Genomic DNA, 25,885 nt, shown 5'->3' on the forward strand with positions numbered 1-25,885 from the left:
TGATTGGATGGGGGCCGGCGGGTGAGCTGCGCTCGCCGTCCTCAAAACGTCGGCGGCGTGCAGGCCGAGATCACCTCGCACGGCTTGCCGCCGACGCAGCGGAAGCGATGCGGGCGGCGGCTCTCGAAATAATAGGCATCGCCGGGATTGAGGATGCGGCGCTCGTCCTCGACGGTGACTTCGAGCTTGCCCGAGATCACGATGCCGCCTTCCTCGCCCTCATGGACGAGGTGGACGCGTCCGGTGTCGCTGCCGGGCTCGTAGCGCTCCTTGAGGATCTGAAGGCTGCGGCCGAACAGATTGTCGCCGATCTGGCGATAGGAGATCGGCTTCTTGCCGACCTCGGTCAGCTCTTCCGAGCGGTAGAAGATCTTGCGCCGGCTCTCCGGCTCCAGCGCGAAGAACTCGGCAAGCCCCATCGGAATGCCGTCGAGGATGCGCTTGAGCGCCCCGACTGACGGGTTCATCTGGTTGGATTCGATCAGCGAGATCGTCGAATTGGTGACGCCCGCGCGTTTGGCGAGCTCCCGCTGCGACAGCTTCTGGCGCGCCCGGATGAATCGCAGCCGTCCACCGATGTCGACGCTCATGTTCTGGTCCTGCCCTGGTCCTGTGTTGCAAGTGTTGCGGATCGCGCAAATATGGACCGGCAGCCCCAGTTAAATCAATGGCTTGCAGGCCACCAGAAAAGGACTTGTTGCCCTTTCGGAACCGTGGCTCTGCTGTCCTGTCAGCAAAGGAGCGTGGCCCGTGACCCTTCATCAGATTCCGAACACCATCAAGACCGATTCGTTCTGGATGCCGTTCACGGCCAACCGGCAGTTCAAGAAGGCGCCGCGGCTGTTCTCCTCGGCCGAGGGCATGCACTACACCACCGTCGACGGCCGCAAGGTGATCGACGCCTCCGCCGGCCTCTGGTGCGTCAATGCCGGCCACGGCCGCAAGCAGATCGCCGCCGCGGTCGAGCGGCAGCTGATGACGCTGGACTTCGCGCCGTCGTTCCAGATGGGCCATCCGCTGGCCTTCGACTTTGCCGAGCGTCTGGCCGAGATCGCGCCGAAGGGCCTCGATCGCATCTTCTTCACCAATTCCGGCTCCGAATCGGTCGACACCGCGCTGAAGATCGCGCTCGCCTATCACCGCGCCAACGGCCAGGCGAGCCGCACCCGCCTGATCGGCCGCGAGCGCGGCTATCACGGCGTCGGCTTCGGCGGCACCTCGGTCGGCGGCATGGTCGCCAACCGCCGCGCCTTCGCCACGCTGCTGCCGGGCGTCGACCACATCCGCCACACCCATGACCTCACCCGCAACGCCTTCGCCAAGGACCAGCCGGAGCATGGCGCCGAGCTCGCCGACGATCTCGAGCGCCTCGTCGCCCTGCACGGCGCCGAGACCATCGCCGCCGTCATCGTCGAGCCGGTCCCGGGCTCGACCGCGGTGCTGCCGCCGCCAAAGGGCTATCTCAAGCGCCTGCGCGCCATTTGCGACAAGCACGGCATCTTGCTGATCTTCGACGAGGTCATCACCGGCTTCGGCCGTCTCGGCACGCCGTTCGCAGCAAATTTCTTCGGCGTCACGCCTGATCTGATGACGACGGCCAAGGGCATCACCAACGGCACCATTCCCTGCGGCGCGGTGTTCGCGAGCCGCAAGGTGCACGATGGCCTGATGGTCGGCCCGGAGAACGCGATGGAGCTGTTCCACGGCTACACCTATTCCGCGCATCCGACGGCTTGCGCCGCCGGCATCGCAACGCTCGACATCTACAAGGATGAAGGCCTGCTCACGCGCGGTGCGTCGATCGCCGAATACTGGGGCGATGCGCTGCACTCGCTGAAGGGGCTGCCGAACGTCGTCGACATCCGCAATTGCGGCCTGATGGGCGCGGTCGAGCTGTCGCCGCGTGACGGCACGGTCGGTGCGCGTGGCTACGACGTCATGGTCGACTGCTTCAATCGCGGGCTGTACTTCCGCATGAGCGGCGACTCTTTTGCGCTGTCGCCGCCTTTGATCGTCGAGAAGAGCCACATCGATGATATCGTCTCGATCCTGGGCGACGCCATCAAGCGCGTGGCCTGATAATTGCTCTCGCCGTTGCGAGTTGTTTCCTTGCAGCGGCGAGCGTGATGCCGCGGGAGTTTGACGAAGCGTGAAAGTTTTGATCCTCGGCAGCGGTGTCATCGGTGTCACCTCTGCCTACTACCTCGCACGTGCCGGCCACGAAGTGACGGTCGTCGACCGTCAGCCCGAACCGGCGCTGGAGACCTCTTTCGCCAATGCCGGCGAAGTCTCGCCCGGCTATTCCTCGCCCTGGGCCGGTCCCGGCGTGCCGGTGAAGGCGATCAAGTGGCTGTTGATGAAGCACGGCCCGCTGGTGATCCGGCCGAAGCTCGACCCCGTGATGTGGGTCTGGCTCGCCAAGATGCTGCGCAATTGCACGAGCGCGCGCTACGCGGTCAACAAGAGCCGGATGATCCCGATCGCGGAGTACAGCCGCGATTGCCTGCGTGATTTGCGCCGCGACATCGGCATCCAGTATGACGAGCGCTCGCAGGGCACGCTGCAGCTCTTCCGCTATCAGGCGCAGCTCGACGGCACGGCTGAGGACATCGCCGTGCTCAAGCAGTATGGCGTGCCTTACGAGGTGCTGAGCCGCGAGGGCTGCATTGCGGTCGAGCCGGCGCTAGCGGGTGTGAAGGAAAAGTTCGCCGGCGGGCTTCGCCTGCCGCAGGACGAGACCGGCGACTGCCACATGTTCACGCAGGCGCTGGCCAAGCATGCCGAAGCGCTCGGCGTCCGCTTCCTGTTCAACACCGGCATCGACCGCATCGTCACCGACGGCGCGCGCGTCAGCGGTGTCGCGACCAGTGCCGGCATGCTGCAGGCAGACAGCTACGTCCTCGCGCTCGGAAGCTGGTCGTCGCGTCTGGTTGCGCCGCTCGGCATTTCGCTGCCAGTCTATCCGGTGAAGGGTTATTCGATCACGGTGCCGATCAAGGACGCCTCCGGCGCGCCGGAATCGACCGTGATGGACGAGAGCTACAAGGTCGCGATCACCCGTCTCGGCGATCGCATCCGCGTCGGCGGCACCGCCGAAATTTCGGGCTTCTCGAGCCAGCTCTACGACGCGCGCCGCGCCACGCTCGATCATTCCTTGACCGACCTGTTCCCGCGCGGCGGCGATCTCTCCAAGGCGACGTTCTGGAGCGGCCTGCGCCCGATGACGCCCGACGGCCCGCCCGTGATCGGCCCGACGCAATACGGCAACCTCCATCTCAACACCGGCCACGGCACGCTTGGCTGGACCATGTCGTGCGGCTCCGGCCGGGTGCTCGCGGACATGCTGTCGGGCAAGAAGCCGGACGTCGACGTCAGTGCGCTGACGGTGGATCGGTATAATCACCGGTTTGGGTGAGGCAACGGGATGATTGCTGGCCCGGTTGTCAGATTGCGGACCGCGCGTCCAACCAGGGTTGGCGAACATTGACGGGATCATCGAGCCTGGACTGTGCCGCAATCATGGAATTCATGACGGTTTCGCGCCCCGACACGAGGTCGAGCGGTTCGCCATTCCAGCCCACGACCCGAATGCCGCGATTCGTTTTGCCGAATTCGGGGTCGCTGTACGACTCTCGGATGACGTCCAGCACGGCGAGAACATTTCTGGGCCGATAGATGCTCCGTTCCCTATCGCGCCATACGGGGTGACCCAACCGCTGCAGGACGGAAACGTGGATCATTTCTCCGACGACTTCGGCATGGCGATCCTGGCTCACCTCGCGTTCGTACCGCCATCGATTCGCAGTCGTCGGATAATTGCAAATTGACCGCACGGCGGTCGGGAACGCACGATAGTAGAGACGTCTAGGATTGTGTTGATCGGCCAGTGTGTCCCTCTCACCGACCGATTTCCACATCTTCGGCAGGTCTATTGGAAAGTTTGGGAAGTGTTTGTGAAGGCGCTTCAGCATCCAATCCAGTGTGATGTCGTCCAGATTGCCGAACGGTGCCGTCCGCTCGTCGCCACGCACATATCCGCCGCCTATGTCGGCATGTGCACCGGCAAACCAGACTTGTTCGGTGATGCTGGCAAGATCCTTGAATTTCGATCGCCGCCATACGCTTGCCTGGAAGGGAAGGCGTGGTTCGTCGACTGCCAACGCGTGTAAATTGACCTTCGTGATCGAAGCCAGATCAACGTTGTGAAATTCATAGCGCTGCCGGTTGAACCGCCGGAGCAGGGCAAGGGGGATGCCCAACGCGCCGACAGTGTCGAAGAGGCCGACGCAGTCAATACTCATTGATGCCCGATCGTGGACGTAGGGGGATAGATAGGTCCACGTGCCAGGAACACGATCGTTTGGTGCCGTGCGATAGAAGTTCCAGGCAACATTCTCGATATTACTGGTGCACCATTCCTGGCGCAGGAGCCCGGCAGCTGCGACGTACCCGACCAGTGATCGTGCCGTATAAGCGCCCCGCGAAAATCCGAAAATGAAGATCTCGTCGCCGAACCTGTAGTGGAAAGACAAGAACTTGTATGCGCGTCGCACATTGCGCTCAAGACCATCGCCGAAGGTGCCGCCGCGAAACCGATCGCCGGCGTCGGTCCCGATACCCCGCTCGTAAAAAACGATGTTCTCGAATGTTCCGTCCAGACTTCTTCCCGACGCGATCCGCTCTCCTGGCTTGAGTTGCGGCCCCTTGCTGGCCGTCGACGTCAGCGGTGCGGTCCCCATCAAGCTTCCAGAAATGATCTCACGCAACCTGATGATGTTGGTGTCATACAGGCTAAAATCGGCATCGTTCCACGTGCCGTCCAGCAGAAGAATGATCCGTTTCCGCATGTTTTTCGTCTCTGTCGGAGTACGTCCCCAAAATTCGTCGCGGCCGCTAGGTCAACATGCCCTGTCGCTTTCCGCGCTCGGGAATCCAGCTGAGCCGAACTGTGAGATAGTCGCGGACTAGGTCCCGATCCTCCCGCGAAACATCCTGTTCGTCGGCCCAGGCGAAGGACTTGCCGAATTCGTCGGATTCCACAAACCGTTCGATTGACCGGCGGAGCTCAGCGGTCCCCTGAAGCTCGTAAGATTCGAGAATAAGATTCGAAAGGCAGCCCTGAATCAGCAGCATGCGGGCGAACACGGGCTTGGTCGTCGGATTGAACTTCAAAAATAGCTTTCGTAGTTCACTGAGCGGCTCCGAGACCTGTTCCTTGGATAACTCGCTTTCAAATTCTGCGAACGTCATGGCCCGCGTGCCTTTTTCGTCCTTCTTGATCAGCTGATCGAGGAGCGCCTCCATGTCGCCGAGAACGAGACCTTGGCGTCGGTATCGTGCCGGGTCTGCCGCGACAAGGTTACTCCAATCCTTGTTATTCGGGTCGTAATCGAGTCTCGGGTTGATCTGCGCTAGAATGAAGTCGTCTGTGAGCGAAAACGCATAGATTTTAGTCAGGTAGTATTTTGCCGTGATCTGTTCGTCGAGATCGAGGTCGATGAACGTCATGCGATTCCGGATGAGTCGGTAAATGACGGCTGGCAGCACCATGTAGTACATGGACGAAATCAGGTAATATCCATCCGCCCTGAGCCAGCTGGTTTCGTCTGTACCCAATGCGCCTAGGCGCGCACTTCGCGCGAGATTGATGACGCGGAAGTACGACTGCTCCGCCATTTCAAACAGCTGGAACAGCAGCGGTTCGATCTCGGCATACAGTCGTTTGCGCGCATCATACTCGTAATCCCGCCGCGCGCTTCTCGACGAGTTGATGTCGGTCAGCTCCGCTCGCGTGCTCTCGATCTGCCCTGTCAGCTCGGAGCGCAAGCGCTCGATCCTCGGTCCTGAAAACAGGTTGAAGAACTGGGTGAGGAGCGTCACGACGAGGCTGGTGACGCCGGCAATCAATGCGGCCACGATGGCGGGGCTGATCTGCGATTCGGGAACGGCGTTCACGGCAAATACTCCGCTCGGAAAACTCACGGCAAAATCCGCGGTCGGCAAACTAGCTGAAATATATCACTGTGCGGCAGACCAAATTGTTACGCGAAGATGGGTTGGCCCGCAACGTTTGATTGCCAAGGGTATTCTGAACAGACAGCAAGTCTGGTGTGGATGTCGGGTCGCCCCCTTATGGAGGTCACGTGGGACCCGTCACGCAGTTCACCCACAGCACCACGGTCTTCGCATCCTGCGCCGGATTTGAAAACCGGTGTGGCCGCCGGCTCCCGAAGCGAAAGCTGTCGCCTGTCTTCAGCGACCAGGTCTCGCTGTCCACCGTCAGCAGCATCTCGCCCTCGAGCACAAGGCCCGCTTCTTCGCCGTCGTGGGTGTAGAGTTCGTCGCCCGTGGAGCCGCCGGGCTCCAGATGCACCAGGAACAGATTGAGCTTGTTGTCGGCACTCGCCGGGCTCAGCAATTGCTTCGACACGCCGGTGCGCCAGAGTTTCAGCTCGGGCCGTTGAAGCCCCCTCGTCACCACGTGATCGGATGCGCCATCGGCGCTCGGGCTCGCGCCGAACAGCGCGGCGATGCCGACGCCGAGCACGTCGGCGAGCGTGGCCAGCACGCGCAGCGACGGTGACGACAGGCCGCGTTCGATCTGGCTGAGGAAGCCGATCGACAGGTCCGTACGCGAAGCGACCGTTTCCAGCGAGAATTGCCTGATGCGCCGGAGATCGCGGATGCGGCGGCCGACCGCGACGTCCATCGCAGGCTCGGCCGGCTTCGCGATAGCCTTGGCCCTTGCCCTGGCCTTGGGCTTGGCCTTCTTGGCCGGCTTCGCCGCGGCCGGTTTGCGTATTCTTTTGCCACCGCTCACGTCAAACCGCTTCCTTCATGTGCATGAAAACTGCTTGCAACGGTCGCCAAAGTGTGACCAAATTTTCATATTGGTGAAAATAGGCCGAAACGGTTTGACCCGCAACGTCTGAGATCATGACACGCGCGAGCGCCGCCATCGGCCGGACCCAAAGGGGAATGCGATGCCGTTGAAGCGTTTTGTCCAGGCCGCGGTCGCGGCGCTCGCGATAACCGCCGTGGTGCCGGCTTCGGCGCAGCAAGTGCTCAAGGTCGGCTCGACGCCGACCGGCATTCCTTTCACCTTCCTCGATACCAAGACCAACACCATCCAGGGCATCATGGTCGATCTCGTCACCGAGATTGGCAAGGATGCCGGCCTCAACGTGCAGATCGAGCCGATGGCGTTCTCGGCGCTGATCCCGTCGCTGACCTCGAACAAGATCGACATCATCGCAGCCGCGATGTTCATCACCGCGCCGCGCAAGGAGGTCGTCGACTTCTCCGACCCGATCTACACCTATGGCGAGGGCCTCGTGGTGCCCAAGAGCGACACCAAGGCTTATGCTGCTCAGGACGATCTGAAGGGCGAGACGGTCGGCGCCCAGGTCGGCACCGCCTTCGTCGACGCGCTGAAGAAGTCCGGCCTGTTCGCCGACGTCAAGGCCTATGACACCATCCCCGACATCCTGCGCGACGTGAACACCGGCCGTCTCAAGGCTGGCTTCGCCGACTACCCGATCCTCGCCTACAATCTCAAGCAGGGCGGCTTCCCCGAGGTGCGTCTGGTCGACGGCTACAAGCCGGTCACCGTCGGCTCGGTTGGCATCGGCGTACGCAAGGGCGAGGCCGCGCTGCTCGGCAAGATCAACACCTCGCTCGCGAAGCTCAAGGCCAACGGCACCATCGACAAGATCCTCGAGAAATGGGGTCAGAAGGCGCAGGGCTGATAGGATCGGATCAATGAAGGCTTGCCGATGAAAGGCTTCTGGCACGACGCCGTCGAGTTCTTCCCGATCCTGATGAGCGGCGTCGCGCTGACGATCGTCGTCACCATCGGCTCGCTGCTGCTCTCGACGGTGCTGGGCCTCGTCTGGGCGATGATGCGGGTCTCCGGCATCGGAATCCTGTCGGTGCTCAGCGCCAGCCTGATCAATGTGATCCGCGGCATTCCGATCATCGTGCTCTTGTTCTATCTCTACTTCGTGATGCCGGATCTCGGCGTCACGCTGTCGGCCCTGCAGGCCGCGATCCTCGGGCTCGGCATCGCCTATTCGGCCTATCAGGCCGAAAATTTCCGCGCCGGCATCGAGGCGATCGACAAGGGGCAGATCGAGGCGGCGCAGTCGATCGGCATGGGCTGGTGGCTGACCATGCGCCGCGTGGTGCTGCCGCAGGCCGTGCGCATCGTGCTGCCGCCCTACGGCAACGTCATGATCATGATGCTGAAGGATTCGTCGCAGGCCTCCACCATCACCGTCGCCGAGCTCGCGCTGCAAGGCAAGCTGATCGCGTCTTCGACCTTCAAGAACACCAACGTGTTCACGATGGTGGCGCTGATGTATCTCACCATGAGCATCCCGCTGATTTTGCTGGTTCGTCACTTCGAGAAGCGGGCCGGCAAGAAATGATCGAGCTGACCGACGTCCACAAGAGCTTTGGCGAGAACGAGGTGCTCAAGGGCATCACGGCGTCCGTCCAGAAGGGCGAGGTGGTCTGCATCGTCGGCCCCTCCGGTTCCGGCAAGTCCACCATTTTGCGCTGTATCAACGGTCTCGAAAGCTACGATCGCGGCGAGATCAGCATCGAGGGCTTGAAGGTCGACCGCGACGCGCCCTCGATCGTTAAGGTCCGCACCCAGGTCTCGATGGTGTTCCAGCGCTTCAACCTGTTTCCACATCGCACCGTTCTCGAGAACGTCGTCGAGGGTCCGCTGTATGTGAAGAAGGAGCCGCGCGCCGCTGCGCTCGCGCATGGCCGAGCGCTGCTCGCGCAGGTGGGGCTGGCGGAGAAGGCCGACGCACATCCGCCACAGCTTTCCGGCGGCCAGCAACAACGCGTCGCGATCGCGCGTGCACTCGCGATGCAGCCCAAGGCGATCCTGTTCGACGAACCGACCTCGGCGCTCGATCCTGAATTGGTCGGCGACGTCCTCGGCGTGATGCGCAAGCTCGCCGACGACGGCATGACCATGGTCGTCGTCACCCACGAGATAGGCTTTGCCCGCGACGTCGCCGACAGGGTGCTGTTCATCGATGGCGGCATCATCGTCGAGCAGGGGGCGGCCAAGGCCGTCCTGAATCAACCTCAGCATCCCCGCACGCAGGACTTTTTGCGCCGCGTGCTGCATCCGCTCTGACCGGTCTTCGCCATGAACGCGCGCCTGCCTCTGCCGCCCTCGCTTTATGCCGACACCGCCGTCGCGCCGGTCGCCACGCCTCCGCTCGACGCCGACAAGACGGTCCCCGTCGCCATCATTGGCGGCGGCTACACCGGCCTTTCCACCGCGCTGCATCTGGCGGAGCAGGGTGTCGAGGCACTGGTGCTGGAGGCGCAGGAGCCGGGCTGGGGCGCCTCGGGGAATAATGGCGGTCACACCAATCCCGGACTGAAGCACGACCCCGATCAGATCGAGGCCGATTTCGGCGCCGAACTCGGCCGCCGCATGATCGACTTCTCCTATGGCACCACGAATTTCACCCATGATTTGATCCGCCGCTATCAGATCCCCTGCGAGGCGCGGCAGAACGGAACGCTGCGCGCGGCCTATAATGAGGCCAGCGCCGCCACGATCGAAAAGACGGCGCAGCAATGCATCGCCCGCGGCATGCCGGTGAAATATCTGAATCGCGAGCAGTTGCGCGAGATGACCGGCACGGATCGCTACATCGGTGCCATGCTGGACACCCGCGGTGGCGATCTGCATCCCCTCAGCTACGCCCGTGGACTCGCGCGTGCTGCGATCTCGGCGGGCGCGAAGGTGCATGGCGAAACCCCGGCGCTGTCACTGCGCCGTGAAGGCAGCCGTTGGCGTATCGAGACACCGCGGACGATCGTGCATGCCGACAAGGTGTTGCTCGCGACCAACGGTTTTACGGACGATCTCTGGCCCGCGCTTCGCCGCACCATCGTCCCCGTGTTTTCCTCGATCGCCGCCACCGCGCCGCTGTCCGAGGACGTTGCCCGCTCGATCATGCCGACGCGGCCGGTGCTCTACGAGAGCGGCCACATCACGGTCTATTACCGTATCGATCAGCAAAACCGCCTGTTGATGGGCGGCCGCGGCCCGATGCGCTGGATCAACTCGCCCTCCGACGTCGCCTATCTCATGCGTTACGCAGAACGGCTATGGCCGCAGCTCAAGGGCGTTGCCTGGACCCACGGCTGGAACAGCCGGCTGGCGATCACCGGGGATCATTACCCGCATGTGCACGAGCCCGCCGAAAACGTCCTGATCTCGCTTGGCTGCAACGGCCGGGGCGTCGCGCTCTCGACCGCGATGGGCGCGCAGCTCGCGCGGCGTCTGATCGGCGGCGCCAAGGCCGAGATCGATATGCCCGTCACCGGCATCAAGCCGATCCCGATGCACGCGTTCTGGCCGGTGGGTGTGACGACCGCCGTGATCGCGGGCCGGGTGCGAGATCGGTTGGGAATCTAGCCTCAGGGCTCCGCCACCGCGTCGGCCCAGGGCTGAAAAATCTCGACTGCGCCAAAATTCGTGTCGCCGTCGCGCATCACCACGCTCGGGCAGGCGAATTTTTGCGGCAGGGACTGCACCCGCGCTTCCTCATAGTCGAAGCGCGCCGCGAGCGCCTCGCGCGTCTCCGCCGGCAGCCTGATATCACCGATCACGATCGCGCCTTCGCTGGCGTCGATGCGTGGCTGGTGGATGGCGGCATCCAGGTCCATGCCATAATCCATCGCAAAGGACACGAGCTGCATCACCGAAGGCAGGATGCGGCGGCCGCCGGAGGCGCCGATGGCGAGACGCCTGCCATCCCCGGTTTCGGCGATGACGGGCGTGTAGTTGGTGAGGCAGCGCTTGCCGGGCGCCAGCGAGTTGGTGGTGCCGGGCGTCGGGTCGAACCACATGATGCCGTTGTTCATGGCAATGCCGGTGTGCGGCGTCACATATTTCGAGCCGAAGGACGAGAGCAGCGTCTGCGTCACCGCCGCGATGTTGCCGTGGCGGTCGACCACGGAGAAATGCGTGGTGCAGGCGGGCGCCAGATATTCCGCGCCGAGCGAGCGCTTGCCGTCGGCATCGCCCATGTCGCCGAGCCGCTGGCGATAGGCCGATTGCAGGGCGAGCGCGTATTCGGTGTAGGCCGCCGCATCCGGCACCTCGCCCGGCTCCAGATTCTGTTGCAACAGGCGCAATGCGTGCGCCATCGTCGGTCCGGCCGTGAGCTCCGGCGTCGCAAACACCTTGCCGCCGCGATACGGGATCGCCAGCGGCTCGCGGAGATGGGCTCGGAACGCGGCGAGATCCTCGACCGACAGCGAGCCGCCGTCGGCCGTGACGTCGGACGCGATGCTCCTGGCGAGATCGCCCTGGTAGAAATCGCGCGGACCGGCGGCCGCGAGATGCGACAGCGTTGCCTTCAGCGTGGCCAGCGGCAGCCGCGTCTCCGACTTGATGCTCCATGGTGCGCTCGGTGGCAGGCCGTCCTTCAAGAACGCGGCCGCGCTCGCCGGATAGCGCCGAAGATCCGTTGCCGCGCTCGCGATCGTCAGTGTGGTCCACCAGTCGACCAGCAGGCCTTCGCCGGCGAGCGCCGCGGCCGGAGCAACCAGGTCTTTCCACTGCATGGTGGCGTAGCGGCGGTGCACCTCCTCCATGCCGGCGACGACGCCGGGCACCGCGATGGCGGCGGGACCGTGAACGTTGCGGTCCTCCTTCACCTGCGGCCACGGAAACAGGTCGGACGCTGTGCGTTCTCCGGTGATGGGGTAGTCGGCGGCGCGCAGGCTTTGCGGCGCGCACATGCCGTAGTCGATCACCTCGTAGCGATTTTCCGCGGCGCGGTAGAGCACCATCGCGCCGCCGCCGCCCATGCCGCTGTTCCAGGGCTCCAGGACGTTGAGCGCGAAGGTGGTCGCGATGATCGCATCCACGCAGTCGCCGCCTGCCGCCAGCACTTGCGCCCCCACTTCGGCCGCTCGCCGCGATTGCGCGGCGACGATGCCGCCCTTGGATTTGACGGCGGGTTTGCGGATGGTTTGGGCGAGGCTGAACTGGTGGGGCATGATGATGTCTGTGTCTTGTCTCAAATTGTCTTGGCTTCGTTGCGCTGAGCTCCGCGATTGGCGGAGCGCGCGGACAATGGCACATCGCCCCCCACCGAGGACATCGTGGCTGGTGTGAGACGGGCGGGGGGATGGCGCGGGCGCCAAGACGTTGATGCCGGGGGGCGAGGCGAGCGAAGGCGACGCCGTCCTTTGGACGGTTGCCCCGGGCATGACGAACTGAGAGATTGATCAGTGAGAAGCAGAAGTCGCAGCGCTCAGCGCGCGCGATCCAGCCGGCTGGCCTGATATTTGGCGTGCCATTTCGGGCCAGGCCCGCGCATGTAGTGAAGCTCGGGGCGGTAGGGGGCGCCCGCGACCCGGATCAACGTCTGCCATTTGGCGGCGACGAAGCTGAGGGGCTGGCGGAGCAGGCTCAAAGCCGCGAGCAACATGGCATCACCTCAGTGCGGCTTGCCGAGCATGGCGGTGAAGGGGAGGTCGAAGATCTCCTCGCCGTCGTCGCCGCTGACGTGAATCACCCAGTCACGCCAGTCCTCGGCGCCAGGCGTCAGGATCATCGAGCGCATGATCTGGGCGGCACGGTCGCGGGCCTCGTTCAGATTGGCGACCGCGGTGCCGTACCGATCGACCAGCGTGCCCTCGGCATTGGAACAATGGAAATACATCTGAACCATACACGCCTCCTCGGAAAGCGATGGGGACGGCAAAGCAATACCACCCGAAGCCTTCGCGAAACATTCGGGCCAAGCCCGGTAAGGGAATCTACGGAGATTGGTCGGGACAAAGAGCCCTGCGGGTTTGATCACAAGGGGGTGTTGATCAACTGGACGGCGTTCCCACGGCATGGAACAACTTTGGACGGAAAGTCCGGGAGATCGCCGTGAACCACCTCACATTCTCGCGTGAACGCCGAGGCCTATGCCGGGTTTTGGCTGTTATCACCGGGGTGCTGCTCGGCCTTGCCACCGGAGCCTCCTCCGAACCGGTGAGGAAAAGCGGCTATGCGATCAGCGCGGAGACCTGCGGCAGCGCCGATCTCGCTTTTCCAACAATCCAGATCGACATGAAGGCGGGATTTTGCGCCGGTCTCGTTGCCAGCGAGGAGGATCGGCTGAAATTCCCGCGGGCGATCATCCAGGTGCCCGGCCGTGACCTGTTCGTGGTCGCCGACATGGGCGGCTGGGGCCACACCGACGGACGACTGCTGCTGCTCGACCCGCGCGCACCCCAAGGACAGCGGTTCAGGGACTTGCTCACCGGCCTTGAATATCCGTTCGGCCTCGTGATCGGCCCGGACAAGAAGCTCTATGCCTCGACGGCGGAGACGATCTTCCGGTTCGATCCACTCGCCGACAATCCGCGCGGCACGGTCGAGACCATCATCCGTCACATGCCCGGCCGCCGGATCACATTGCCCGACGGCACCAGGGTCGACGAAAGCGCGCACCCGCTCAAGCAGTTCATCTTTGACAAGAACGGACGGCTGTTCGTCAATGTCGGCTCGCACAGCGACGACTGCATCACGCCGGCGCCGATCACGAAACCTTGCGCGGCGGCCGAGGGCGCCTCCGCAATGGCATCGATTTGGATGTTCACGCCGCCCGCGGGCGGTGCCTTCCCGGCATTGACGCCGAAGGATCCCGATCCGCCGCGCGCCGTCTATGCGCGCGGCTTGCGCAACTCGATGGCGCTGGCGCTGCACGCGAATTTTCCCGATGCCGGCTATGCCTTCCTGCAAGCCGAGAACGGCCGCGACCTGGCCGACATCTTCAAGCCGAACGAGGAGATCAACGCGATCGAGCAGGGCAGGCACTATGGCTGGCCCTATTGCTACGATCTGTCGACGCCGAGTCCCGAGTTCAGGCTCGTGCTGCAATCCGGGACCTACAAATCGCTGTGCACGACCAGCGCGCTCTACAAGGCGCCTTTCTCATTGCTGCCGCCGCACGGCGCGCCGCTCGCCATGCTCTATTATCACGGCGCCAAGTTTCCGGAGCTCGAGGGCAAGCTGCTGGTCGGCCTGCATGGCTATCGCCCGACCGGCAGCCGTGTCCTTATCTACGATGTCGACGACCACGGCTTCCCCAAGCCCGCCCCGGCGCCGGTGCGCTACCACGTCAGTTGCGCAGCCGACCCGACTCACAGCTTTCAGACCGAGGCCGGCGACGTCGCCGCCGCGCCGTTCGAGGAGCTGATCGCAGGCTGGCACCGCGTCAACGGTGCGCGGCCGCAAGGCGCCCCGGTCGGCATGACGGTCGCGGAGGACGGTGCGATCTGGCTGGTCGAGGACAAGAACCAGACCGTGATCCGCATCGACCGCGCCGCGGGTGACGCGCCGCCGCCGCTGCCCTGCGACATGCGCAGCCAGGCGCTGATCGATCAACTCGCGATCTTCGTTGCCAGGGACGCGCAGAACAGCGTCCGGCTCACCAATTTGCGCAAGGGCCTCGTCGAGAAGCATTGCCTCGGCTGCCATTCGGATTTCGGCCTGAAACCCGGCCAATCGGACGCGCAGAAGGACGCGACGGTGCTTCGCTTTATGCTGTCGCAGGACGGCTGGATCTATCCTGGCGATCCCGACTCCGGCAAGCTGCGCACGCGGCTTCGTGGGTTGGGCGCGGAGAAGCTGATGCCGCCGGGTGGCGAAGGCCTGCCGAAGACCGAGCCTGGTTACACGCGCCTGCTCGATACAGTGGACCTGCTGGTTGCGAAAATGGTTCCGGGCACCCGGATGCGGATCAAGTCCGGCCCGCCGCAACGCAAGTTCTTCAGCAAAGCCAACAAGGAATGCGGCGAAATACCGGCCGCAAAGGTCGTCGTCGTGACACAAAGGAACGCTGTAGACAAATCGGGCTTCAGCCCCTTTTTCCGGCCGGCCGATCCCTATCTGAATGGCGAGTGCAGCGACGACGATGGCTATTACATCCGGCAGGAATTTCTGGTGCCTGTGCAGTAGCGTTGTTCTCGTCCTTGCGACGGCGCCGGTCCGAGCGGAAACAAAACTGTTCGACAGCGCGCAGGTGACGCCGGCGGGCGAATATACGTTCGGCATCGAAGGGCCTGCCGCCGATCTCGACGGCAATCTCTTCGTCGTCAATTTCGGCAAGCCCGGCACCATCGGCAGATTGGCAGCGGGCGGGGCGGTGTCGGAGCCATTCACGGCGCTTCCCGAGGGCAGCGTCGGCAACGCCATCCGCTTTGCGCGCGACGGCACCATGTTCATCGCCGACTACAAGAAGCACAACATCTTCGCGATCCAGAGGGGCGCAACAGAACCCGTTGTCTGGTTTCACTCCGACGAGATGAACCAGCCCAACGACATCACCATCGCGCGCGACGGCACGATCTATGCGAGCGATCCGAACTGGAAGGGCCGGGAAGGCCACGTCTGGCGCATCGCCAAAGCGGCCGACGGGTCGGTGCAGGGACAGGTGATGTCGGCGCCGCGCGCGATGGGCACCACCAATGGCATCGATCTCAGTCCTGATGACAGGACGCTCTATGTCGGGGAATCCAGCAGCGGCCAGATCTGGTCCTACACCATCAGCGGCAACGACCTCACCGGCGCAAAAATGGTCAAGGCGTTTCAGCCCGACACGGCCGACGGCTTGCGCACCGACGTGGCCGGCCGTCTCTATATCGCGCGCATCCTCAAGGGTACGATCGCGCTGATGAAGCCCAATGGCGCGGTCGAGCGCGAGATTGCGCTGAAGGGCAAGGAGCCGACCAATCTCGCCTTCGGCGGCAGCGACGGCAAGACCGTCTTCGTCACCCAGCGCCAGGGCGGCTTCATCGAGTCCTTTCGCACCGACCAGCAGGGCCGCGAGCACTGTCTCCAGCGTGGGCGCTGCTGAACCTCACGGGCGCTCTGCTTCCGGCGCAGGGCGGTGCGACACGGACGGCATTGTTCTTGCTTGCATCCGGCGGCTGCGGAGATCTAGACATCTGTGGCCATCAAATAGCATGCGACCACGGAGTGTTTGAGTGAAAGCCGTCCATACCGAACTGCATCGCAGCCACGATCCGCAATTCTTCCTGGTTCGCGGTGTCGTCAAGCGCACCACCGAGCAGCCTGAGCGCGCCGATCGCCTGCTCAAGGGGTTGAAGGACGGCAAGCATCAATTGGTCGAGCCGGCCAGGTTCGGGCAGGGGCCCCGCGCGCGCATTCACAGCCCGGAATATCTGTCGTTCCTGAGCGAAGCCTGGGACGCGTGGACCGCGCTCGGCGATTCCGGTCCGGAGATGATCGGCAATATCCATCCGGTGCGCCATGCCGCGACTTATCCTACCCACATCATCGGCAAGCTTGGCTGGCACACCGCCGATACCGCGGCGCCCATCGGTGCGGGCACATGGGCTGCGGCCTGCGCTGCGACCGACGTTGCCGTCACGGCGGCACAGATGGTGATGGATGGTGAGGACGCGACCTATGCGCTCTGCCGTCCGCCCGGCCATCACGCCTATCGTGACATGGCCGGCGGCTTCTGCTTCCTCAACAACAGCGCGATCGCCGCGGCGCATCTGCGGCAGAGGCACGAGCGCGTCGTGGTCCTCGACGTCGATGTCCATCACGGCAACGGCACGCAAGGCATCTTCTACGCGCGGCCCGATGTCTACACGGTGTCAATCCATGCCGATCCCGTCGCGTACTATCCTTACGTATGGGGCTATGCCCATGAGCGCGGCGAAGGCCCCGGCCTCGGCACCAATCTCAACATTCCCCTGGCGATCGGCACCGGCGACGACGGCTATCTCCAGGCGATGGACGTCGCGCGCAAGGCAATCGAATCCTTTGCGCCCGGCGCGCTCGTTATCGCACTCGGCCTCGACGCCTCCGAGCACGATCCGCTGAAAGGCCTCGCCGTCACCACGCCCGGCTTCCGCCGCATCGGCCAGGCCATCGCGAAAATGGGCCTGCCGACCGTGTTCGTGCAGGAGGGCGGTTATCTCTCGGATATTCTGGGCGCGAACCTGACCTCGGTGCTGGCCGGATTCGAAGAGGCGCGGTGAGGCTCAAAACATCCCGCTCGCGGCGAGCGCCTTGCAGACGTGCTGCATCTCGGTCTCGTCCGCGACCATGTCGAGCATGATCGTGGTCAGCCCCTTCGCCGCAAACGCCTTCAGCTTTGCGCCGATCTCGGCGTAGCTGCCGACGAGGTAGGGGCAGTCGGCCTGGAAGGTGAGGTACGGCAGCAGCCAGTAGCCATTGTCCGCGAGCTCGCCGTTCTGGCCCTCGTAGAGACGCCGCTTCCACACGGAATCGCTATTCTCCACGGTGAGCGCGAGCAGCTCGCGATCGTCGGGGTTGTCGCGGAAACGCGCCTTTGCCGCTTGCCGTGCCTCGTCGCGTCCCTCGCGCGCGAAAATTCCAAAATTCATCCCTGGCGCATCAAGGCCGCGATCGAGGTCGGGCGGCAGCATTTGCATCTTGATGCAGCCGCTCTCCTTCGCCACGCGCTGCGCCGCCTCGGACTGGCCCGCGACCAGAAATTCCGGCATCAGCTCCGGCGGTAGGCGCGGCCGCAATTGCAGATTGCTTGCGCGATAGAACCGGCCCTCGTAAGTCACCGGCCGAGGGCTCGCCACCAGCTGGCGCATCAGCGCGACGAATTCACCGAGCCGGACATAGCGGTCGGCGTGCGACTGCTCGTCGCCCAACCCCTGCAGATCGCTGAGCGCCGTCCCCGTGATCATGTTGAGATAGACCTTGCGGCCGTGGAGCTGCGCAAAGGACGAGACGAATTTCGCCGCCGTGAACGGATGCATGTAGACCGGATTGACCGCGATCAGCGGCGAACTCCGCAGCGTCGCAGCCATGATGTGCTGGGCCATCGCCCACGGCTCGACGAACACGTCGTTGCCCTCGAACAGCAAAATGCCTTCAAAGCCGTTGCGGTCGGCGAACTGGGCCACCCGCATCAGTTCGCCGACATATTTCTTGGGGTCGCGGTTGCGCGAGATCGCGGGAAAGACGCGCAGCCGCGCGGGCGTCATTCAGCCGCTTCCTGGAGCGGCCACGCATTGCGGGTGATGGGCAGACCGCCGGTGGCGCGGGAGCCGTCGGCGATCGCCAGGCGATGCGAGGGCGACGGCGAGAATAGCTGGAATCGCCACCCTTGCGGATCGTCGGCGATATCGGGCTTGAAGCTGATCTCGATCGCCTCTTGCGACACGTGCATCGCAAAGGCCTCGAGCGGCAAATTGAGGCCGAAACCCCTGGCCTTCAGATAGGCTTCCTTGAGCGTCCAGTAGTCGAAGAAGCGATCGATCGCAGCGGGCTCCGGCAGTCCACGCAGCGCTTCGACTTCTTCGGGCGCGAAGAACCGAAGCGCGGTGGACAACGGTGCGACGCGCCGTGACACGGTCTCGACATCGACGCCGACGGTCTCATGCCCTGACACGACGCAGGCGACGCAGCCATCGGCATGGGACAGGCTGAAGTGCAGCGCGCTCGAGGTTTTGGGCAATGCGACAAACGGCCGCCCGTAACGTCCGGTCGCGAATGACCAGTCGGTGGGTGCGACATTCGGCGCGGCGTGCGAGAGCGCAAGCCGCAATAGCGCGTGCGCGAAAATATACTGCCGCTGGTGCCGCTCGAACTTGAAGCGGTCGGCCCGTACCCGTTCGTCGATCGAGAGCAAACGCCGGCAGGTATCAACTGCACCCGGCGCGTCAAAAGTCTCGATCAGTCCGACAAACAGTTCAATCCTGTCGTCTGCCATCAATTAGGCCCATGGCGTCAGGCCGGGGCCAAATCCCCTGCCATGACGGAAGAATCAACTGAGCAAGAATCAACTGAGTGGACCGCTCCTAGCGGTCCACTCAGGCGAATCCTTGTCGATTGCTGGCCGGTTTACGGGCGCAAGCTTGTGCGAGACCCAAACTCGGCAAGCGAGCGGCCCATTTCCGAAAATTGAAGCCTGCAGATTCGTGCGGCGTTTCCGCCGCCGAGCCTTACTTCTTCTTCTTGGCCTTCTTGGAGCCGCCGAGCATCGAAATGCTGGCGTCGACGTCCTTCAGCGCGGACTGCAGCTTCTTCTTCTCGGCGCCGAGCAGCTTCTGCAGGGCCTTGCGGTCCTTGTCGCTCAACGAGGTGCCCTTGGTAAATTTGATGAAACCCATAACTACTCTCCCCGGTTGAAAATAATCTTCCAAATCAAAACGCCGGAATAATCTTGCGCGGTGGCGCCAAATAATCAAGATGCAACTTGGCCATTCACAGCTTTGGCGAGTGAAACCGTATTCGCCCGTGCTCTATGGCCGGTCATGCCGCCCTGCGATTGAGCAATCGGCTGAGTGGTGCGTTGGGTTGGGCGACGGCCGCCCCGAGCAGCGCGACGAGATCCTCCATCCACTGGCCGACCGTAGCGCCGTCGAGCAGCTCGCTCTTGTAATTGCATGAACCGGTGATTCCCGTCGGCCGCTCCTTGAGCATCAGCGACAGCCAGGTCGGGTCGATCGGCAGCACCGGCTGGCCTTCGCGCGCGACGTTGCCGATCGACCCTGCCGTGAGATCAGGCAGATCGAGCGGCCGGCGCAGCGGATTTTGCAGGGTGAAATAGACCTGGAGCAGCGAGGCTGGATTGACCCCTTCCTGCTCCAGATGGTCGGTCAGGATGTTGAACGGCAACTCCTGCCGCGCATGCGCGTCCAGTACGCTCTGACGGACCCGGGCCAGGGCCTGCACGAACGTCAGTTCAGGGGTGATCTGGGTGCGAACGATCACCGTGTTCTCGAACGGGCCGACGATCCGGTCGGTGTCCGGCTGGGCGCGATTGGCCATGGCGGTGGCGACCGAGATGTCGTTGCGGCCGGTCCGCGCCAGCAGCAGCGCTTTCAGGCCGGTCAGCAGGCACATGAACAGCGTGCCATTATGCTGGGCGGCGAACGTCGTGAGCCGGCCGATCAGCTCACGCTCGAGGTTGACCGGATGGTGCCCCGTGGACGCGCCCGGGCCTGATTCGCCCTCGAAGAGGGGGGCCGCGCCGCGCAAATTCTCCGTCCAGTCCGCCGCCTGTCGGCGGGCGGCATCGGTGCCGCACCACCAGCGCTGCCAGCGTGCGACGTCCGAAAAGGCTGGCGGCAGTTTCGGCAACGGCAGCGACGGATAGCCGGCCAGCGCCGCATAGCGGTTGGACAATTCCTCGAACAGGACGCCGATCGACCAGCCGTCGACGACGGAGTGGTGCAGCGTCAGCAGCAACACATGATCTCCGTCGTGGAGCCGCAACAGCCGGGCGCGCAGCAGCGGCGCGCGCGCGGTGTCGATCGGGGCATAGGTCTCCTGTTCGATCAGGAGATCGATCTTTCGAAGCTCCAGGGCCTTGCGCCGCTTGTTGGTGTGGGGCTGACCGTCGCCGATCGTCTCGACAGTCAGGACACGACCGAGGGTGCCGGGCGCGGCGATGTGGCTGACGGGCTCCCCGCCGCTCCAGCCAAAATGGGTCCGCAGCGATTCGTGCCGGCGCACGACGTCGTCGATCGCCTGCGCCAGCGCGGCCCGATTGAGCGGCCCCTGGAGACGGAAGGCGAAAGGCAGGTTGAACAGCGGCAATTCCGGAAGATTCTGCTCGATCCGCAGCATCTGCTCCTGCGCGATCGAGAGCGTGGGAGGGCGGCTTTCGGCCAAGCTCGCTCCAGCCAACCTTGGCGCGCTAGCGGGCGGCTTGCGCGGCTTCGCCGCCACGGCCTCGTCAACTCGCCGGGCAAGGTCTTCGATCGTCGGTGCCTCGAAGATGGTCTTGATCGGCAGCGACACGCCGAGCGCACGGGCGACGCGCGCCATCGCCTGGCCCGCCAGCAGCGAATGGCCGCCGAGGTCGAAGAAATTGTCGGTCACGCCCAGGTTTTCGACCTTCAGCAGGTCGATCCAGATGTCGGACAGCACCTTCTCGGTGAAGCGCCGCGCCGGCACGGCCGCATCCGGTCCGGACGCTTCCTGCTGCGCGGGCGCCAACAGCGCGGTTCGGTCGATCTTGCCATGGGCGTTGAGCGGCACCTGATCCAGGAACAGGAATGCGGACGGGATGGCATGGCCCGGCAGCCGGCTCTTCAGGAACTCGCGCAGCTCGCTGGCGCTGCTCCGGCTGCCGGATGCCGCGACGATATGGGCGATCAGCCTGACATCGCCGCTCGCCTCGCGACGCGGCTCGACGATGCCGGCGTGAACACCCGGATGGTCGGCAAGCGCGTTCTCGATCTCCTTGAGCTCGATGCGGTAGCCCCGGACCTTGACCTGATGGTCGGCGCGGCCGAGGCATTCGATCGTGCCGTCGGCGCGGCGGCGGGCGAGGTCGCCGGTTCGGTACAGCCGGCTGCCTGCCTGGCGCGCGAACGGATCGGGCAGGAAGCGCTGCCGGTTCTGTGCGGGGTCGTTGACATAGCCGCGGCCGATACCGGCGCCGCCGATGCAGAGCTCGCCGGTCACGCCGACCGGCTGCGGCTGCAGGCTTGCGTCGAGCACGTAGAGCTGGGTGTTCGGCAGCGGCGCACCGACCGGGACATTGCCCGTCGCGGTCGCCGGTGCCCTGGTCAGGCGATGCAGCGAGACGTCGTCGGAACATTCCGACGCACCATAGGCATTGATCAACGGCACTTTCGGACAGCGGGCGAACCAGGCCTTGCAGAGATCGACGGGCAGCGGCTCGCCCGTCGAGATCAGCAGGCGCAGCCTCGCGAAGGCGCGTCGGATCGGTGCCTCGTCCATGCGATCGAGGATGACGCGCAGCAGCGATGGGACGATCTCGAGCACCGTGATGCCCTCGCGCTCGATCTCCCGCGCGAGCAAAATCGGGTCCCGCACGATCGCGTTGCCGCAGACATGGACGCGCGCGCCGACCATGGGCCCTGCGAGGAACTGCCACACCGAGATGACAAAGCTCTGCGGCGCGGTCTGCGCGATCACGTCCCTGGCCGAGAGGCCGAGCTCGGAGATGAGCGAAGCCAGATGGTTCGAGAGCCCGCGCTGCTCGATCATGACGCCCTTCGGCGCGCCGGAGGAGCCGGAGGTGTAGACGAGATAGGCAAGGCTGGAAGCCGCGCGCCGCGCCGCGCCGGCCGGCTTGGTCGCCCCTGGCGCGATCGCGTCTTCCAGCTCGGCCACCTGGATGCGCTCGACCAGCGGTTCGAGCAGCGCATCGACCACGGACGACTGCGCGCGTCCGGTCAGCAGCACGCGGGCACAGCTCGATCCGAGGATGGTCGCTAGCCGCGCCGGCGGCTGGTCGGGATCGAGATTGAGGAAGGCGGCGCCCACGCGCTGGGCGGCGATCATCGCGGCGAGCAGATCGGGCCCGCGATCCGCAAGCAAGGCGACCACGGCCTCGGCGCCGACGCCGTCCCGGGCCAACCAGCGCGCGACCGCCTGGCTGCGGCGCGCCAGTTCGCGATAGCTCAGGGATGTGCGACCGTCCGACACCGCGATCGCGTTTGGCGTTTTCCTGGCCTGACGGTCGAAGCGTTCGCTGAAGTTGCCGCGCGTGGTGAAATTGGCCGGCACACCCCGGCCTTGCGCCAGCAGCTGCCGGCGTTCGGCCCCGGTCAGGAGGGGCAGCTGCGAGATGCGCTGCTCCGGAGCGGCGATGACGGATTTGAGCAGGGTCTTGAACTGAGCGGCCATGCCTTCGATCGTCGCCGCGTCAAACAGATCGGTGGCGTACTCGAAGAAGCCGGTGAAACGGCCGTCGGCCTCGACCAACTCGAGCGTGATGTCGAATCGCGCCACCTTCGGGTCGATCTCGATTCGCCGCGTCGACAGGCCGGAGAAACGTGCCGCCTCGATCGAGGCGTTCTGGAGGATGAACATGATCCGGAACAGCGGATTGCCGTCGCTCCGGCGCGCGATCTGAAGCGCGCGCAGGACTTCCTCGATCGCAAGGTCCTGATTGCGGTAGGCGTCGAGCGTGACCTGCCGCACCCGGCGCAACATTTCGCCGAAGCTCGGATCGCCGCCAAAATCATTGCGCAGGATCAGCGTGTTGGCGAACAGCCCGATCAGGCGCTCGCTCTCGATCTGGTTGCGGTTGGCGATCAGCGAGCCGGTCGCGACATCCTCGTGTCCGGTGTGGCGGTACAGCAGGCACTGGAACACTGCGAGCAGGGTCATGAAGGGCGTGACGCCCTGGTTCTGGCTCAGCGCCCGCAGGTCGGCAGACAGTGTCCTGGAGAATTCGAGATAGCGACGGGCACCGTGACCGTTCCAGACCTCCGGCCTCGGCCGGTCGGTGCGCAGCGGCAGCGTGGTGACGCCGTCGAGCTGCGCCCGCCAGTAATGGAGCTGTTCCCTGGCGGCCGGCGTCTGCGCCCAGCTCTGCTGCCAGAGCGCAAAGTCGCGGTACTGGAAAGCGGGCGCAGGCGGTGCCGCCAGGTCCTTCTTGCGCGCTGCCGAATAATGGGCGGCGAGTTCTTCCCAGAACAGCCGTTGCGACCACCCGTCGGTGACGAGGTGATGGACGTTGACCACCAGCGCGTGGCTGCTCTTGTCGAACGACAGCAGCGTCACCTTCAGCGGCGCTTCGCGCGCAAGGTCGAACGGATATTGCGCGAGCCCGAGTGCCTCGCGCCTGATGACAGCGGCCCGCTTGTCCGCGGGGCAGGGCTTGAGCTTGATCTGCTCGAGTCGCGGCGGCGATTGCAGCACGAGCTGCGCCGGCTCGCCGTCGCGTTCGATGACGACCGACCGCAGCACGTCGTGGCGCGCAGAGACCGCGGTGAGGCTCGCAGAAAGCGCGGCGACGTCGACCGGGCCTTTGAGGAGCGCGACTTCGACGACGTTGTAGTTGTAACGGGTCGGGTCGAGCCGCGAGAGCACGTACATCCGCTGCTGCTGGAACGACAGCGGCGCGGCTGCGATCGCCGCCTGGCGCCAGGCCGGCAAAATCGTTTCGCGGTGGGTCGCGGCGGTCTCGAGCCGGGCCGCAAGCGCGGCGACGGTGGCGCAATCGAAGATGTCCTCGAACGAAAAGTCGACGTTGAAGCGTTCGCGCAGGCGCGAGCGCATCTGCGTCACCGCGAGCGAGTCCGCGCCGAGCGCAAAGACGTCCTGATCGACGCCGACCTGTGGCAGCTCCAGCAAACTGGCCCATATCCCCGCGAGCTGGGTCTCCAGGGCGTTGCGTGGCAGACGGGCCTCGTCGCCGCCGTCCACTGATGCGATCAGCTCGGCCAGCGCATTGCGCTTGACCTTGCCGCTGGCGCCTTTCGGCAGCGTTGCCACGCTGCGGATCAGGCTCGGCACCTTGTAGGCCGCAAGACGTTTGCGCGCGAACTGGCGCAACTGGTCCGAGGTCGCCTCGGAATTCGGCCGCAGCACCACGACGGCGGCGACGTTCTCGCCGAGCTTTGGGTGCGGGACGGCAAACACGCCGGCCTCCAGCACCGCCGGATGGCTGAGCAGGACCTCCTCCACCTCCAGCGGCGAGATCTTCTGCCCGCCGCGGTTGATGACGTCCTTGATACGGCCGACGATGAAGAGATAGCCGTCGGCGTCGAGATAGCCGAGATCGCCGGTCCGGAACCAGCCGTTGCGGAAGGCAGCCTGCGTCGCCGCCTCGTCATTGTAGTAGCCGCGGCTCATGTTGGGCCCGCGCAGCATGATCTCGCCCTGCTCGCCGCTCGCGAGCGCGCGGCCCGTCTCGTCCATGATCGCGATTTCGGGGCCCGCGGCGCGGCCGACCGATCCGACCTTGCGCAGCTCGAACGGATTGGCCGCGATCTGCGAGGCCGCCTCCGTCATGCCATAGGTTTCGAGCACGGGAACGCCGAACGTCGCCTCCAGCCCGTCGAGGATCGCAGGCGCAAGCGAGGCCGAGGCCGAGCGGATTACGCGCAACGACGATGATTGGGCGAGGTCCGGGTTCGCTTCCGCCGCCGTCAGCAGCGCGCGATGGATGGTCGGCACTGCCGTATACCAGGTCGGTTGCAGCTCCCGCATCCAGCCGAAAAACGACGGCGCGTCGAAGCCGTTGGTGCAGACCACGCTTGAGCCTGCCGCGAGCGCGGTCAGAAGGCCGGAGATCAGACCGTGGGCGTGGAACAACGGCAGCACGTTGAGCAGGCGGTCGTGGGACGCGAGCGACAGCACGCGGCCGGCATTGTAGGCGGAGAGGCATGCGCTGCGATGCGTCAGCGGCACCATTTTCGGCCGCGCCGCCGTACCCGACGTCAGGAGGATGAATGCGTCGTCGTCGCCGCACGAGGCGCCGCTGGTATTTGTCGGACCGACCGCCGGTCCGACGAACGCGCAGCCGCCGAGATCGTCCTGCGGCCCCGGCACGAAATCGATCACAGCGATATCGAGCGCCTTGGCGACGTCGCGGCTCGCCGAGTTCGTGTCGGCCCGGGTGACCAGCGCCGTCAGCTTCAATTCGCTGAAATAGCGTTGCAGCTCGTCCGCCGTCAGGTCGGGATTGACGGGAACGCAGGCGCAGCTCGATGCGACCGCGATCAGGGCCAGTGCGCTGTCGGCGCCGCGCGGCAGCGCAACGGCAACCCGGTCGGCAGGGGCGATGCCGAGACCGCGCAGCGTGCGAACGAGATCCTGTGTCCGCTCGCCAATCCCGCGATAGTTGAGGACCGGCCGGCCGGGGGCAAGGAGGGCGGGGGCCGCCGGCGTCTTGCGGGCATGGAAATCCAGAAGACCGCCGATATCCGCGAATATCTTCGCTTCGGCCGTCGTGCTCGCTGATTCCCGCGGCGCTAGGCGTGTGACGTCCGACAATTCCGTTCCCTTTTGATCCGATTGGGCTATTCTTCCAAGAACTAAGGGAACGCGTCCAGTCTGAGGTGAAGTTTTGGCCCCAAAATCTGTGGTTGCGGGGCCCTAAGCCCTTCGACG

Annotated in this window: 20 protein-coding genes; 9 read left to right on the plus strand and 11 right to left on the minus strand. The window is 64.6% G+C overall.

Annotation, left to right across the window (positions count from 1 at the left end; translation table 11 throughout):
* Positions 1–41: 41 nt before the first annotated feature.
* The gene (locus IVB31_RS09055; RefSeq protein WP_247320961.1) at positions 42–590 is read right to left on the minus strand and encodes a cupin domain-containing protein; all 549 of its coding nucleotides are present in this window, start codon (positions 588–590) and stop codon (positions 42–44) included.
* A gap of 160 nt (positions 591–750) precedes the next feature.
* Between IVB31_RS09055 and IVB31_RS09060 the strand changes: the two genes are divergently transcribed.
* Positions 751–2,079: an aspartate aminotransferase family protein gene (locus IVB31_RS09060; protein WP_247320963.1), complete on the plus strand. Its 1,329-nt coding sequence runs from the start codon at positions 751–753 to the stop codon at positions 2,077–2,079.
* 70 nt (positions 2,080–2,149) lie between these two features.
* A complete protein-coding gene (locus IVB31_RS09065; RefSeq protein WP_247320965.1) occupies positions 2,150–3,415 on the plus strand; it encodes a D-amino acid dehydrogenase in 1,266 nt (421 codons plus the stop codon).
* A gap of 28 nt (positions 3,416–3,443) precedes the next feature.
* Here the strand turns inward: IVB31_RS09065 and IVB31_RS09070 are convergent, their stop codons facing one another.
* The 3 genes from IVB31_RS09070 to IVB31_RS09080 form a co-directional block, all read right to left on the minus strand.
* On the minus strand, positions 3,444–4,847 hold the full coding sequence (locus tag IVB31_RS09070; RefSeq protein ID WP_247320967.1) for a DUF2235 domain-containing protein: 1,404 nt from the start codon (positions 4,845–4,847) through the stop codon (positions 3,444–3,446).
* 46 nt (positions 4,848–4,893) lie between these two features.
* A complete protein-coding gene (locus IVB31_RS09075) occupies positions 4,894–5,955 on the minus strand; it encodes a hypothetical protein (protein ID WP_247320969.1) in 1,062 nt (353 codons plus the stop codon).
* A gap of 184 nt (positions 5,956–6,139) precedes the next feature.
* On the minus strand, positions 6,140–6,820 hold the full coding sequence (locus IVB31_RS09080; protein ID WP_247320971.1) for an XRE family transcriptional regulator: 681 nt from the start codon (positions 6,818–6,820) through the stop codon (positions 6,140–6,142).
* A gap of 163 nt (positions 6,821–6,983) precedes the next feature.
* On the opposite strand from IVB31_RS09080, the gene IVB31_RS09085 reads away from it, so the two are divergent.
* The 4 genes from IVB31_RS09085 to IVB31_RS09100 are packed head-to-tail and all read left to right on the plus strand — an operon-like array spanning position 6,984 to position 10,456.
* Positions 6,984–7,748, plus strand: a complete 765-nt coding sequence (locus IVB31_RS09085) for an ABC transporter substrate-binding protein (protein ID WP_247320973.1) — start codon at positions 6,984–6,986, stop codon at positions 7,746–7,748.
* 27 nt (positions 7,749–7,775) lie between these two features.
* On the plus strand, positions 7,776–8,429 hold the full coding sequence (locus IVB31_RS09090) for an amino acid ABC transporter permease (RefSeq protein ID WP_247320975.1): 654 nt from the start codon (positions 7,776–7,778) through the stop codon (positions 8,427–8,429).
* Positions 8,426–9,157 carry an amino acid ABC transporter ATP-binding protein gene (locus IVB31_RS09095; protein ID WP_247320977.1) on the plus strand — a complete coding sequence of 244 codons (732 nt, stop codon included), beginning with the start codon at positions 8,426–8,428 and terminating at the stop codon, positions 9,155–9,157. The genes IVB31_RS09090 and IVB31_RS09095 overlap by 4 nt, the downstream gene beginning before the upstream one ends.
* 12 nt (positions 9,158–9,169) lie before the next feature.
* The gene (locus IVB31_RS09100; protein WP_247320979.1) at positions 9,170–10,456 is read left to right on the plus strand and encodes an FAD-dependent oxidoreductase; all 1,287 of its coding nucleotides are present in this window, start codon (positions 9,170–9,172) and stop codon (positions 10,454–10,456) included.
* Positions 10,457–10,458: 2 nt separating this feature from the next.
* On the opposite strand, the gene IVB31_RS09105 is transcribed toward IVB31_RS09100, so the two are convergent.
* The 3 genes from IVB31_RS09105 to IVB31_RS09115 form a co-directional block, all read right to left on the minus strand.
* Positions 10,459–12,048, minus strand: coding sequence for a gamma-glutamyltransferase (locus IVB31_RS09105; protein ID WP_247320981.1), 1,590 nt, complete (start codon positions 12,046–12,048; stop codon positions 10,459–10,461).
* 257 nt (positions 12,049–12,305) lie between these two features.
* The gene (locus IVB31_RS09110; protein ID WP_247320983.1) at positions 12,306–12,482 is read right to left on the minus strand and encodes a hypothetical protein; all 177 of its coding nucleotides are present in this window, start codon (positions 12,480–12,482) and stop codon (positions 12,306–12,308) included.
* A 9-nt stretch (positions 12,483–12,491) separates the two neighbouring features.
* Positions 12,492–12,725: a hypothetical protein gene (locus IVB31_RS09115; protein ID WP_247320985.1), complete on the minus strand. Its 234-nt coding sequence runs from the start codon at positions 12,723–12,725 to the stop codon at positions 12,492–12,494.
* A gap of 206 nt (positions 12,726–12,931) precedes the next feature.
* Here IVB31_RS09115 and IVB31_RS09120 point away from each other — a divergent pair, with 206 nt between their 5' ends.
* The 3 genes from IVB31_RS09120 (at position 12,932) to IVB31_RS09130 (ending at position 17,061) form a co-directional block, all read left to right on the plus strand.
* Positions 12,932–15,007 (plus strand): PQQ-dependent sugar dehydrogenase, encoded by a 2,076-nt coding sequence (locus IVB31_RS09120; RefSeq protein ID WP_247320986.1) that lies wholly within the window; start codon positions 12,932–12,934, stop codon positions 15,005–15,007.
* Complete coding sequence (locus IVB31_RS09125) at positions 14,964–15,905, plus strand: SMP-30/gluconolactonase/LRE family protein (protein WP_247320988.1); 942 nt, start codon at positions 14,964–14,966, stop codon at positions 15,903–15,905. The genes IVB31_RS09120 and IVB31_RS09125 overlap by 44 nt, the downstream gene beginning before the upstream one ends.
* 130 nt (positions 15,906–16,035) lie before the next feature.
* Positions 16,036–17,061: a histone deacetylase family protein gene (locus IVB31_RS09130; RefSeq protein ID WP_247320990.1), complete on the plus strand. Its 1,026-nt coding sequence runs from the start codon at positions 16,036–16,038 to the stop codon at positions 17,059–17,061.
* Between the two features lie 3 nt (positions 17,062–17,064).
* On the opposite strand, the gene IVB31_RS09135 is transcribed toward IVB31_RS09130, so the two are convergent.
* The 4 genes from IVB31_RS09135 to IVB31_RS09150 form a co-directional block, all read right to left on the minus strand.
* Complete coding sequence (locus IVB31_RS09135; RefSeq protein WP_247320992.1) at positions 17,065–18,045, minus strand: LLM class flavin-dependent oxidoreductase; 981 nt, start codon at positions 18,043–18,045, stop codon at positions 17,065–17,067.
* Positions 18,042–18,773 carry a 4'-phosphopantetheinyl transferase superfamily protein gene (locus IVB31_RS09140; protein WP_247320995.1) on the minus strand — a complete coding sequence of 244 codons (732 nt, stop codon included), beginning with the start codon at positions 18,771–18,773 and terminating at the stop codon, positions 18,042–18,044. The genes IVB31_RS09135 and IVB31_RS09140 overlap by 4 nt, the downstream gene beginning before the upstream one ends.
* Before the next feature lie 232 nt (positions 18,774–19,005).
* Positions 19,006–19,173, minus strand: coding sequence for a hypothetical protein (locus tag IVB31_RS09145; RefSeq protein ID WP_211399186.1), 168 nt, complete (start codon positions 19,171–19,173; stop codon positions 19,006–19,008).
* A 142-nt stretch (positions 19,174–19,315) separates the two neighbouring features.
* Positions 19,316–25,768: a non-ribosomal peptide synthetase gene (locus tag IVB31_RS09150; protein ID WP_247320997.1), complete on the minus strand. Its 6,453-nt coding sequence runs from the start codon at positions 25,766–25,768 to the stop codon at positions 19,316–19,318.
* Between the last annotated feature and the right edge of the window lie 117 nt (positions 25,769–25,885).

This window comes from Bradyrhizobium sp. 21, from assembly GCF_023073335.1.
Taxonomy (GTDB): Bacteria; Pseudomonadota; Alphaproteobacteria; order Rhizobiales; family Xanthobacteraceae; genus Bradyrhizobium.